The sequence below is a fragment of the Spirosoma lituiforme genome (assembly GCF_054776635.1).
In genome coordinates this window covers 208,679-222,089 of sequence record NZ_BAAHBO010000006.1, presented here as the reverse complement: position 1 = coordinate 222,089, position 13,411 = coordinate 208,679, and the positions used below count along the sequence as shown (strand labels likewise).

Genomic DNA, 13,411 nt, shown 5'->3' with positions numbered 1-13,411 from the left:
AAAGATAGGTAAATACACGGCAAAGGATTCCCATAACCTGGAACTCTGGAGCCTGTCGGGAATAAACAAAAAAGCGAACCAGTGTGGTTCGCTCTAGGATTGGGACAGAACAACACAAAACAAAGGATCCCTGTACTTACAAAACGTTGCCCGTTAAGTGTTTGTCTACAGGCAGGCAGTAATCGGGTATGCTGCGCTGTTTCCCGCGTCGGTTCCCGTGATAGATAGTAAGCAGGATAGTAAAAAAAGCGCAACTCCACCTTACTACACAACATGGTAATGTTCTGACCCTTTGCTGCTTATGCTATCCGAAAAAAAAACAGTTGTCTCCCGACGGAAATTCCTCGATTTGACGGCTAAAGGAACTCTGGCTACTACGGCCATCATCAGTGGTTTTCCGACTATAGTACCGGCTTCGGTATTTGGAAAAAACGCGCCAAGCAACCGGATCAATGTGGCGGCCATCGGTACCGGTCGCATCTCGCGCGGTCATGATATGCCGGGTGTCTGGCAGTACGACAATGCGCTCATCATGGCCGTTTGCGACCTGGACAGTAAACGCGCCGAAGCCGCCAAACAACTGGTCAATGGCGTTTATGCCAAGAAAACAGGAAAGGAGTATGACGGCGTTCGGGTATATACCGATTATCGGGAATTACTGTTAAATAAAGATATTGATGCCGTTCTGGTCAGCACGCCCGACCATTGGCACGCGCCCATCGTGATTGATGCCGTGCGGGCCAAAAAGGATGTTTACATGCAAAAACCGGCATCGCTCACCATTGCCGAAGGGCGTATGATGGCCGATGCCGTGAAGAAGTCGGGTCAGATTGTGCAGGTGGGTAGTCAGCAGCGATCATCGGAGCAGTTTCGCTACGCAGCGGAGTTGGTCCGTAATGGCCGGATTGGTCAGTTGAAAACGGTGTATGTCGGCCTTCCCGGCGATCCATCGGGCGACGAAGAACCACAAATGCCCATCCCGAAAAATCTGAATTATGATATGTGGCTCGGCACGACTCCCGAGGTCTACTACACTGAAAAACGCGTGCATCCGCAGGCCGATTTCGACCGGCCGGGCTGGCTGCGGTGTGAACAGTTTGGGGCTGGTATGATTACGGGTTGGGGCTCGCACCACATCGACTGCTCGCACTGGGCCATGAACACCGAATACACCGGCCCGGTCGAAATATGGGGTAAAGCCGATTTTCCGAAACATGGCTTGTGGGATGTACACGGCATATTCAGGACCGAAGCCCTGTACGAAAATGGCGTTCACATGATTGTGAGCAACGAAATTCCTAACGGGATCAAGTTCGAAGGGACGGAAGGCTGGATTTTCGTATCGCGGGGTGATGCTGCCGTTACCGCCAGCGACCCGGTTGCCAAACAGAATGCCGCCAAAAAACTCGATGCCAGCGATCCCAAAATCATCACGTCGGTGATCGGCCCCAACGAAACTCATTTGACGGTTAGTAAAGAGCACCATGGCAACTGGCTGGAAAGTATCGTGAGCCGTAAAGAGCCAATTGCCCCGGCCGAAGTGGGCCATCGGTCATGCTCGGCCTGCCTGCTGCACCACGCAGCCATGAAGTTAAATCGAAAGCTCTATTGGGATCCCAAAAAAGAACAATTCAAGAACGATCCCGAGGCAAATAAACTCCTGTCCCGCACGCAACGGGCGCCCTACGCTATCAAACTGATGGCCTCGGCTAAGTAATCGTTCGGTTTGTAGTTTGTGGTTGGCTGACTGCACCAGTATGCCGCCCAAAGCACTTGTGTGCCAAACAACCACAGACTGTAAATCGAATACCGCCAACCACCAACCACCCCGCTTACGAATGAAGTTTGTCCCTACCGTTACTACCCTGTTTACGGCTGCGCTGATAGCCGCCTGTCAGTCATCTGAAAAAAGCGCAGAGGATACGGCTATCCGGCTGATTACCCTTGATCCCGGCCACTTTCACGCGGCCCTGGTGCAGAAAACCATGTATGCCGGTGTCGATTCGACGGTGCATGTCTACGCCCCCGACAGCCCTGGCACAGCACCGTCTGACCTTCAGCTGCATCTCGATAAAATAGAAGGGTACAACACCCGTGCTGAAAATCCGACCCATTGGCAGGAGGAGGTCTACAAAGGGGCCGATTTCCTGGATAAAATGCTGGCCGACCGGGCGGGCAATGTCGTTGTGATGGCGGGGAATAACCGGCTGAAAACGGACTATATTCAGAAAACAGTTGGGGCTGGCTTTCATGTGCTGGCTGATAAGCCAATGGTGATTGACGCGTCGAACTTCGATAAGCTGAAAGCATCGTTTGCGACGGCCGAAAAGAATAAGGTGCTCCTCTACGATATCATGACCGAGCGATACGAAATCTCGACCAGGCTGCAACGGGCCTTTTCGCAACAGGCCGAAGTATTTGGTACGCTTGAAAAAGGTACACCCGACAAGCCCGCTGTAACCAAAGAAAGCGTTCATCATTTTTACAAAAACGTGTCGGGGAGTATCCTGACCCGCCCGGCCTGGTTTATGGATGTAGCCCAGCAGGGCGAAGGAATTGTGGACGTAACCACGCACCTGGTGGACCTGGTGCAGTGGGAGTGTTTTCCCGAACAGGTCATTGACTACCAGAAAGATATTCGCCTGACGTCGGCCCGGCGATGGACAACCGACATGAGTCTGAGCCAGTTCAAAGCCATCACCAAGCAAAACGCATTTCCGGACTACCTCAAAAAAGATGTAGTCAACGACAGTATTTTACGGGTATACAGCAATGGGGAGATCAACTACCAGCTTCGGGGTGTTCATGCCAAAGTGTCGGTTACGTGGGCCTACAAAGCGCCGGAAGGCGCGGGCGATACCCATTACTCGATTATGCGCGGTACCAAAGCCAATCTGATCATCCGACAGGGGGCCGAACAGCAGTATAAGCCAACGTTGTACATCGAGCCCATTGCTGGCAGCAAAGCCATGGATGCTGCCCTGAAAGCCGCCTTACCCACCATTCAGCGGGAATTTCCGGGGGTTGACGTAAAGAAAAGTGCGTCGGGGTGGGAGGTCGTCATTCCCGAAAAATACAAGGAAGGCCACGAAGCGCATTTTGGGCGGGTTGCTCAAAAGTACATCGACTACCTGAAAGCGGGCAAGATGCCCGCCTGGGAAGTGCCTAACATGATTGCCAAATATTACACTACCACGCAGGCGCTGGAGTTGGCCAAAAAAAAATAATTCTCAATGATGGGATGAGTGAATGATTGAATGGAATAGTAATCCTTTCGATGAGTAATCGCCCTTATTTATTCAACTATTCACTCATCCTATCACTCACTCATTATACATGAACTCACCACAATCGGCCAATCGGCGCACGTTTATCAAGGAAACAATGGCTACGGCTGCGGGCCTGGTCGTATTGCCCGCCCTGCCTGTTGACACAATGGGCGCACCCGCTATTTTGCGTACGGGTTCGTTGGGTAGCGAGGCTGCTCCCGCAGGAGCCGCCCGGATTCGGTTCGCGGTTATTGGCATCAATCACGGGCATATTTACTCGCAGGTAGACGCCGTCATTCGGGGTGGGGGCGAGCTCGTTTCGTTTTTTGCCAAAGAAGCGGATCTGTCGGCGGCCTTCGCCAAGCGATTCCCGCAGGCAAAACAGGTGAAATCGGACAACGAAATTCTGGACGACAAATCCGTTCAGCTTGTGCTCACCTCCGGCATTCCGGCCGAACGGGCTCCCCTGGGTGTTCGCGTGATGAAAGCCGGGAAGGACTTTATGACCGATAAGCCCGGCATCACCACCCTCGGTCAACTGGCTGAAGTACGTCGGGTACAGAAAGAAACCAAGCGGATTTATTCGATCATGTACAGCGAACGGCTCGAAAACAGAGCGACCGTTAAGGCCGGTGAACTGGTAAAGTCGGGCGCGATCGGTCATGTGATTCAGACGATTGGGCTGGGACCACATCGGATGACGCCCAAATCCCGTCCGGACTGGTTCTTCGACAAAACGCAGTTTGGTGGCATTATCTGCGATATTGGCTCACATCAGTTCGACCAGTTTCTGTTCTTTACAGGGTCTAAAAAAGCGGATATTGTAGCCGCCCAGGTGGGTAACGTTCATTTTCCGCAATACCCGAAATTCGAGGATTTTGGCGATGTTATGCTTCGGGGCGATGGCGGGATGGGCTACATCCGCGTCGACTGGTTTTCGCCGGATGGTCTGAAATCATGGGGCGACGGTCGCCTGACCATTTTGGGCACCGACGGCTTTATTGAAATACGAAAAAACATTGACCCCGGCGGACGGGAGGGGGGCAATCACCTCTTTATCACCGATAATAAAGAGACCCGTTACATCGATTGCAGCAAAGAGCCGCTACCCTACGGCGAACAACTCGTGAATGACGTACTGAACCGAACCGAAACCGCCATGTCGCAGGAGCATTGCTTCCTGGCAACGGAACTGGCCCTCAAAGCGCAGAAGCAAGCGCAGATGGTGAATTTGAAGAAGTAAAGATTACTAAAATCAAAGCGTCAGACCGCTTTCCCTTTTTGAGGGAAGGTGGTCTGATGGGATTCCCATGGCCTGTGTTTGCGAGGACACTATAGCCGTCAAGCTTAGCTGTTGTGGAGTCAGTTTTGAGCAACTGACTCTACAACAGACAGAATTTACTTTCTTACAAACTGAATGGCACAACCGCCCCCTTTGGCCAGGTGCAGGGATAGGTTGGTTTTCGCGGTTACCGGTTTCTTTTCGATGACGTACGCTTCCGGGTTTGTTTTCCAGTCTGCGTTGGGGGCATCCTGATAAATGACTGCATCGTAGGTTTTGCCCGCTTCCAGAAAGGACAGGTTTACGGGTAGGTCGCGGCTGTTTTCGTCGGTGATGGCGCCCAGGTACCAGTTGGCCGTTCCCTTTTCTTTACGGGCAATCATAACGTAATCGGCCGGTTCGGCAGCCAGTATTTTCGTATCGTCCCAGTCGACCGGTACATCGCGGATGAACTGAAACGCATCCAGGTGTCTCTCGTAATTTTCGGGTAAATCGGCCGCCATTTGCAGCGGGCTGTAAAGCGTAATGTAGAGCGCCAGTTGTTTGGCCAGCGTTGTGCGAACGACCGTAGTACGGGTACTATCAAACTGATTTAACTTGAACCGGAACAGGCCCGGTGTAAAATCCATTGGGCCACCGAGCATGCGGGTAAAGGGCAAAATGGTGGTGTGTTCGGGTGTGATGCCCAGCGTGGGGGCATTGTTGAACTCGCTGCCCCGGGCGGCTTCACTCGACATCCAGTTCGGATAGGTGCGGTGGAGGCCAGTTGGGTGCGCCGACTCGTGCGAGTCGATCATAATCTTGTACTGAGCGGCTTTCTGAGCCACCCGCTGGTAGTGATTAACCATCCACTGGCCATCGTGGTGTTCGCCCCGGGGAATGATCCGGCCAACGTATCCCGTCTTCACCGTATTGATGCCCTCGTTCACCATGTACTGAAACGCAGCATCCATCCGGCGTTCGTAATTGGTAACGGAGCCTGATGTTTCGTGGTGCATGATCAGGCGAACCCCCTTCTGCTGAGCATAAGCCGTCAGCGAGTCGATGTTATAATCGGGGTAGGGCGTAACGAAATCGAAGACGTCTTCTTTCCAGTTGCCGAACCAGTCTTCCCAGCCTACATTCCATCCTTCGACCAGTACGCCCTGGAAGCCATATTTAGCGGCAAAGTCAATGTATTTTTTTACGTTCTGTGTGTTGGCACCGTGTTTCCCTTCAGCCTTCGCCCAGTTTGCTTTGCCGATGTGCATCTCCCACCACATGCCCACAAATTTCTGGGGCTTTATCCAGGATGGGTCAGCAATGGTAGAGGGTTCGTTCAGGTTCAGAATGAGTTTAGAAGCCAGCAGATCCGTTGCTTTGTCGCTGATGATCAGGGTCCGCCAGGGTGTCTGAGCAGGCGTCTGGAGGTAGGCTTTATTGCCCACCGCATCCGGTACCAGCTGTGAGGTGAGGGTCAGGTTTTTCTTGTCCAGTTGCAGGTGCATGACTGGGTAGTTGAGCAACGCGGCTTCATACAGGCTGACATATAAACCATCGTTGGTTTTGAACAGGAGGGGCGTTTGAACGGCATTCTGACCGATAATCGACTTCAGGGCTATGTCTTTCTCTTTATCGGCAGCCGCAATCGCATCGACTTCCGTGAGCCGGGTTTTGTTATAGAAATATTCGTTCGAGTCATAATCGCCCGGCATCCAGAACGTCTGGTGATCGGCCGACAGCCTGAACTGGGTTTGCTCATCGGCTACGACGAAATGAGTGATCTTGCTTTGTGGCGGAAATTCATACCGAAAGCCGACACCATCGTCGAACACCCGAAAGCGCACCCGCACCCCAACCGCCGACCCGGACTTGTCCTGTAAGCTGACAACAAGCTCCTTGTAATGATTACGAATTTGGCTTACTTCGCCCCAAACGGGCTTCCAGGTCTCGTCCGTTTGGGACGAATCCATTCGGGTGATTGTGAACCGGTTCAGCGATACATTCGGTTTGCTGAGCACGAAGCCCAGCCCCGATGGCTCAATGACTGGCTTGCCTTTGTAGCGAATCTGGTACGTAAACTCGCCCGTTGGCAGGTTCTGGGTCGTTACGACAATAGTCCGGTTTGGCGAACTTACCGAAGCGGACTGTTGAGCCAGGCCACTGACCCAGACAACGCTAAGTAGCAGAACGGCCAGTGATTTTTTAGTAAAAAAGGGCATACAAAGATTAGGTTAGAAGAAGCGGACAGACCAGTAAACGTCATCGTTTCCCAAGGGGTACATGTCGATAACCTCTGACCAAATGTAACCTAATTTTTGACGAATCTGAAAAGCTATCCCCGGTTGATCTAGTCATGTTACTGCCGTAACCAGGGGTGAGTTTTCAGGCGGCAACAGGAGCGTTGTGTGGTGCCTGAAGCCGAACACACCCGCAGCAGATAAAGGGTAACAAAACAGAAACCGCCCGGCTATCAGGTAGTGGACTAACACCTCACCCCGAGAATGACAGGAAGCAGGCCTTGGCGACTAAGGGTATCCGTTAGGGTTGGCGCTCGCAGAAAAATGCCTGTCGTTTGTCTGTTTTTTCTGCCGGACATTAAAATTCTCCAGTCCTGATCCGGGTCTATTAAGCTACGTCTTGCTGCAACGAATGGCTGGGATTGTCAAGTGAGTTGCCTCTTTAATATATTTAATTATATTTTTCCAATATAAAAGCCTCTTCGAGCAAAATTATTGGCCTGAGATTTAAAATTTTTCTAATATTTTTAATTTCCTTCTCACTTCATTTTAATGTCACCGCGCTTGTTTTGTGTCAAAGCAATACGGACGAACGCTATGCAACACCAGAATATCCCCTCAAGCTTACTTTACGGCTCCAGGCCGACTCAGGCTTTTTCATCGGTGTGTCAGCTTTCACGCGCTAAGCAAGTTATTCGACCGAAAAAGTACGGTATAGAAGCGGCTACTTGATGCATCAGCGCATAGGACCGGTACAGGATTATCGGTCGGTTCAGCCCTCCATCAACAAGAATACAGTTCCATTTTCCGAGTCTTCCCTTACTAATTGTTAAACCAGTGTCGTGCCAAAATAAGATTGTTATGAAACGAATTGCCTCGCTCATGCTGATGAGCATTTGCACCTTATTAATCTACGCCAGTTGCTCCCACAAGGAAGAAGAGAAGGAAGAGGAAGTTAGCTACTCAGTGAGTAGTCCTTTGCTGACGGACACGACGATCACCAACGAATACGTGAGTCAGATTCACGCCATTCAGCACATCGAGTTGAGAGCACTGGAGAAAGGCTACCTGCAAAAGATTTTTGTGGACGAAGGACAGCACGTCAAAAAAGGGCAGCTTATGTTCCAGATTCTGCCGATTCAGTACCAGGCTGAACTGCAGAGAGCCGAAGCGGAAGCCAATTTCGTTGGCGTTGAATTCAAGAATACGAAAGCCCTGGCCGATAGCAACATCGTTTCTAAAACTGAATTGGCGCTGGCGAAAGCCAAACTAGACAAAGCGAAGGCTGAAGTGTCGCTGGCCAAAGTACACCTGGGCTTCACGGAAGTCAGAGCGCCGTTCGATGGCATTATGGATCACTTCCAGGTGCGGTTGGGTAGCCTGGTCAACGAGGGCGACTTGCTGACTACGCTCTCCGACAACAGCAAGATGTGGGTGTATTTCAACGTGCCGGAAGCCGAGTACCTGAACTTCAAAACCCACGCGCAGGAAGAAAACCTGAACAGCGTAAACTTGCTGATGGCCAATCAGCAGATGTATAAATACCCGGGCGTCGTGCAAACGATTGAAGCGGACTTTAACAACGAGACAGGCAACATCGCATTCCGGGCTACTTTTCCCAATCCGAACGGGCTATTGCGACACGGCGAAACGGGTAACATTCAGATGACCCTGCCACTCCGACATGCGCTGATCATTCCGCAGAAAGCTACCTATGAAGTACTGGAAAAGAAGTACGTGTATGTGATCGACAAGGACAATAAAGTTCGGTCGCGGGAGATTACGATAGGAGCCGAGATGCCACACATTTTTGCGGTTCGGTCGGGGCTGAGTAAAGATGACAAGATTCTTCTGGAAGGCTTACGCCAGGTAAAAGAGAACGAAAAAATAAAATACAAATTCGTGCAGCCTGCCGCGGTCATCTCGAATTTGGGCTTGTACGCCGAGTAATTAAACCGTCTTAAAAACAGGAGATATGTTCACTCAATTCATCCGTAGACCGGTATTAGCTATTGTGATCTCCATCATGATAGTCTTTGTTGGTGTGCTGGCAATTAAGCAGTTACCGATTTCGCAATTTCCCGATATTGCGCCTACCACCGTAAACATATTCATTGATTACCCTGGGTCCAGTGCCGACGTTCTGGTTAAATCTACGCTGATTACCCTGGAACAGGCGATCAATGGTGTTCAGGACATGCGCTACATTGCTACCGATGCCACCAGCGCCGGTGAAGCAACCCTCCGGATTATCTTCGAACCGGGAACGGACCCGAACGACGCCGTTATCCGGGTAAAGACAAGGGTGGATCAGGTGATGCCGCTCTTGCCGGAACTGGTTCAGCGCGAGGGGGTTATCATTACGCCAATCCAACCCAGTATGTTGATGTACGTCAACCTCTACGCCAAGGAGAAGGGAATTGACGAGAAGTTTCTGTTCAACTACGCTACGGTGAAGATGATCCCCGAAATTCAGCGGACGAAAGGGGTCGCCAGAGCGCAGATACTGGGTAGCCGGCGTTACGCGATGCGTGTCTGGCTGAATCCCGACCGTATGCGGGCTTACAACATTTCCGTAGAGGAAGTGATGAAGGCCATGGGTGAGCAAAGCATCATCGGACGTCCGGGCCGGCTTGGTCAAAGCTCCGGGATAGCCGCCCAATCGCTGGAATACGTACTGACGTATAAGGGACGGTACAGCGATCCTAAAGAATACGAAGGAATTATTATCCGGGCCAACGCCCAGGGTGAAAGCATTCATCTGCGGGACATTGGCCGGGTTGAATTGGGTAGTGAATTCGTGAACATCTACTCCAACCTGGATGGTCACCCATCGGCCGCTATCGTCCTGCGCCAGAACTACGGTAGTAACGCCAGCGACGTTATTGAGCAGGTAAAACAGAAGCTCGAAGTAATGAAACAATCCTTCCCTCCGGGCGTGGATTATAAAATCAGCTACGACGTTTCGAACTTCCTGGATGCGTCGATTGAGCAGGTAATTGATACCCTGCGGGATGCGTTCATTCTGGTAGCCCTTGTGGTATTTATCTTCCTGGGCGACTGGCGGTCGACGCTGATTCCAATCCTGGCGGTTCCTGTTTCGCTGATTGGGGCGTTCTTCGTGATTCAGGCTTTTGGCCTTTCTATCAACCTGATCACTCTCTTCGCACTGGTCCTGGCCATCGGTATTGTGGTCGATGATGCCATTGTGGTGGTGGAAGCGGTGCACGCCAAGATGGAGGAAAAACCGTATCTGTCGCCCTTTGGCGCGGTCAGGCAAGTGCTCGGTGAGATTAGTGGCGCTATTATCGCCATTACGCTGGTGATGGTATCGGTATTTCTGCCCATCTCGTTCATGACGGGGCCGGTTGGTACGTTCTATCGGCAGTTCTCGATTACCATGGCCAGCTCCATCGTCATTTCGGCGCTGATCGCCCTGACGCTGACGCCCGTGTTATGCGCCATGTTATTGAAAAATCACCACGGCCACGAGCGGAAGAAAAACATCATGACCCGGGCACTCGACAGCTTTAACCGGGGCTTCGATAAAATGACCGGCCGTTACGTGAGCCTGCTGCGCCTGATCGTGAACCGGCGAGTTGTTACGATCCTTGTTCTGGCTGCTTTCTGTTTAGGCATTGCCTACGAGAATCAGATTCTGCCCGCGGGCTTCATTCCCAACGAAGACCAGAGCACGATTTATGCCATTATCCAGACCCCACCGGGTACCACGCTGGAAAAAACAAACCAGGTTTCTCAATCGCTGCAGAAAATTTGCGAAGAGGTGCCGGGCATCGAGTCGGTGTCGTCACTGGCTGGTTACGAGATCATGACAGAAGGCCGGGGCTCTAACGCGGGTACCTGTCTGATCAACCTAAAGCCCTGGGGGGATCGTTCCAAGAACGTGAAAGAGATCATGGAAGAACTGGAAGGAAAAACCAGAAATCTGGGTGCGACGATTGAATTTTTCGAGCCACCCGCTATTCCTGGTTTCGGTACGTCGGGCGGTTTCTCCATGCGTCTGCTGGATAAAAATACCGAAACGGATTACCGTGAGTTTGACCAGATCAACAAGAAATTCATGGAAGATTTGGGCAAACGTAAAGAGCTGACAGGCCTGTTTACCTTCTTTGCCGCGAACTACCCACAGTACGAACTGGAAATCGATAACAACCTGGCCATGCAGAAGGGCGTCTCGATCGGAAAGGCGATGGACAACCTTAACATCATGATCGGTAGTACCTACGAACAAGGGTTTATCAAGTTCAACCAGTTCTTCAAGGTATACGTACAATCCGATCCTGCCTACCGACGACTGCCATCGGATATTCTGAAGCTCTTCGTGAAAAACGATCAGGGCGAAATGGTGCCGTACTCGGCGTTCATGAAGCTGAAGAAAGGCCAGGGTCCCAACGAGATTACCCGGTTCAACCTGTACAATTCGTCGGCTATTCAGGGTCAGCCAGCCAAAGGTTACACTACGGCCGATGCCATCGCGGCCATCCGGGAAGTTGCCGCGAAGACGTTGCCAAAAGGCTATGACATTGCGTTCGAAGGGCTGTCGTACGATGAGTCGATGCGGGGTAACGAGACGCTGATCGTCTTCCTGATCGTTGTATCCTTCGTTTACCTGGTGCTGGCCGCCCAATACGAAAGCTTCATTATTCCGCTGGCGGTATTGACCTCGCTGCCGGTCGGGATATTCGGTTCGTTCTTCCTGCTGAAAGCAATGGGGCTGGAAAACAACATTTATGCGCAGATTGGTCTGATCATGCTGGTAGGTCTGCTGGGTAAAAACGCCGTACTGATCGTGGAGTTTGCCGTGCAGAAGCGACAGCAGGGTTATACGATTATGGATGCCGCTATTGAAGGCGCCAAGGTTCGTTTCCGCCCCATCCTGATGACCTCATTCGCTTTCGTGGCCGGTCTGATTCCCCTCATTATTGCCAAAGGTGCCGGTGCCATCGGTAACCGCACGATTGGGGCATCGGCCATGGGTGGCATGTTATTCGGTACTTTCTTCGGGGTCATCATTATTCCCGGCTTATACTACATATTCGCTAGCATGGCCGACGGTCGGAAGATGATTAGAGATGAAGACGAGGGTTCGCTAACCGAAAATCTGGTTCATTCAGTAGATGCATTTCCACAACACGAAGAAAGTGAAGTCAATGAGAAATAAACGAATAGTGATCCGTGCAGGCGTAACGCTCATTACCCTATTCAATTTCGCTTGTAGTGTACCGCGCCTGGTTCAGAAAACAGAAAATAAATCCGTTCCTGCGAGTTATTACAACTCGCAGGACACGACAAATACAGGCAGGAACCGGTGGCGGGATTATTTTGCCGATCCCTACCTAGCAGCCCTGATCGATTCGGCTCTGTATAACAATCAGGACCTGAACGTTACGCTGCAGGAAATCCAGATTGCCAATAACGAAGTATTCGCCCGAAGCGGGGCCTACCGGCCTTTCGTTGGTCTGGGTGGTGGTGCCGGGGTCGATAAAGTACCTCGCTACACCAGTCAGGGGGCAGCCGATGCCGCTACCGAGATACGGCCGGGCGTAGAAACGCCGGAGGTTTTACCGAATCTGTATTTCGGAGCAACGGCCAGCTGGGAAGTGGATATCTGGCGCAAACTGCGGAATGCTAAAAAATCTGCCGTTGCCAGTTATCTGGGTTCTGTAGAAGGGAAAAACTTTCAGGTAACGAACCTGGTCGCCGAAATTGCCAATTCGTATTATGAGCTTCTGGCACTCGATACCCAGCTGGACATCATTCAGCGGAACCTTGTCATTCTTAACAATGCGCTGAATATCACAAAGCAGGAAAAAGAAGCGGCTAAAGTAACTGAGCTGGCGGTACGCCGATTCGAGGCTGAAGTATTTAAAACGCAGAGTCTTCAGTACGAAATTCAGCAGAAGATCGTCGAAGCGGAAAACCACATCAATTTTCTGGCGGGGCGCTACCCGCAGCATATTCAGCGAAATTCGCAAAGCTTCAGCGACCTGGTTCCGCCTAAAATCCAGGCTGGTGTCCCATCGCAGTTGTTAGCCAATCGGCCCGATATTAAACAAGCCGAATGGAATCTGGAAGCGGCTAAGCTGGACGTAACGGTAGCCAAAGCAAACTTTTATCCTTCGCTGAACCTGAGAGCTTTTCTGGGCGTGATGGCCTACAATCCGTTGTATATACTGTCCACACCGCAGTCGATCATCGCGTCGCTGGCCAGTGATTTAGTCGGCCCTATTGTTAACAAGAATTCCATCACGGCTACCTACAGAAGCGCCAATGCCAAGCAAATTCAAACCGTTTACAACTACGAGAAAACGGTGCTGAATGCTTACATTGAGGTAGCTAACCAGCTATCAAATATTGATAACCTTGGCAAAAAGTACGATGCCAAAAATAGCCAGGTGCAGGCGCTGACTCAGTCAACCAGTATATCGCTCAAGTTATTCACATCGGCGAGAGCCGACTATATGGAAGTATTGCTGACCCAGCGTGATGTATTGGAAGCCAGAATGGAACTTATTGAAACCAGAATGCAGCAAATGCACGCGCTGGTCAATACGTACCGGGCACTGGGTGGCGGCTGGCGATAAGCCAATCTGCCTGCATTATCTGTCTTTTTTTGAGTG

7 protein-coding genes are annotated in these 13,411 nt (G+C 51.3%); 6 read left to right on the top strand and 1 reads right to left on the bottom strand.

Annotated elements, in window-relative coordinates; all coding sequences use genetic code 11:
- The first annotated feature begins 301 nt into the window (after window positions 1-301).
- The 3 genes from ACYU87_RS20135 (at window position 302) to ACYU87_RS20125 (ending at window position 4,512) form a co-directional block, all read left to right on the top strand.
- Entirely contained in the window at window positions 302-1,717 is a 1,416-nt protein-coding gene (locus ACYU87_RS20135; RefSeq protein WP_461135896.1) for a Gfo/Idh/MocA family protein, read from the top strand.
- Between the two features lie 121 nt (window positions 1,718-1,838).
- The gene (locus ACYU87_RS20130) at window positions 1,839-3,227 is read left to right on the top strand and encodes a putative oxidoreductase C-terminal domain-containing protein (RefSeq protein WP_461135895.1); all 1,389 of its coding nucleotides are present in this window, start codon (window positions 1,839-1,841) and stop codon (window positions 3,225-3,227) included.
- A 109-nt stretch (window positions 3,228-3,336) separates the two neighbouring features.
- Window positions 3,337-4,512 carry a Gfo/Idh/MocA family protein gene (locus ACYU87_RS20125; protein WP_461135894.1) on the top strand — a complete coding sequence of 392 codons (1,176 nt, stop codon included), beginning with the start codon at window positions 3,337-3,339 and terminating at the stop codon, window positions 4,510-4,512.
- A 155-nt stretch (window positions 4,513-4,667) separates the two neighbouring features.
- Here ACYU87_RS20125 and ACYU87_RS20120 read toward each other — a convergent pair whose 3' ends face one another.
- The gene (locus ACYU87_RS20120) at window positions 4,668-6,752 is read right to left on the bottom strand and encodes a glycoside hydrolase family 97 protein (RefSeq protein ID WP_461135893.1); all 2,085 of its coding nucleotides are present in this window, start codon (window positions 6,750-6,752) and stop codon (window positions 4,668-4,670) included.
- Window positions 6,753-7,631: 879 nt separating this feature from the next.
- Here ACYU87_RS20120 and ACYU87_RS20115 point away from each other — a divergent pair.
- The 3 genes from ACYU87_RS20115 to ACYU87_RS20105 are packed head-to-tail and all read left to right on the top strand — an operon-like array spanning window position 7,632 to window position 13,375.
- A complete protein-coding gene (locus tag ACYU87_RS20115; protein ID WP_461135892.1) occupies window positions 7,632-8,720 on the top strand; it encodes an efflux RND transporter periplasmic adaptor subunit in 1,089 nt (362 codons plus the stop codon).
- 25 nt (window positions 8,721-8,745) lie between these two features.
- Window positions 8,746-11,952, top strand: a complete 3,207-nt coding sequence (locus ACYU87_RS20110; protein WP_461135891.1) for an efflux RND transporter permease subunit — start codon at window positions 8,746-8,748, stop codon at window positions 11,950-11,952.
- Window positions 11,942-13,375: an efflux transporter outer membrane subunit gene (locus ACYU87_RS20105; RefSeq protein ID WP_461135890.1), complete on the top strand. Its 1,434-nt coding sequence runs from the start codon at window positions 11,942-11,944 to the stop codon at window positions 13,373-13,375. Before ACYU87_RS20110 ends, ACYU87_RS20105 begins: the two co-directional genes overlap by 11 nt.
- Window positions 13,376-13,411 lie beyond the last annotated feature (36 nt).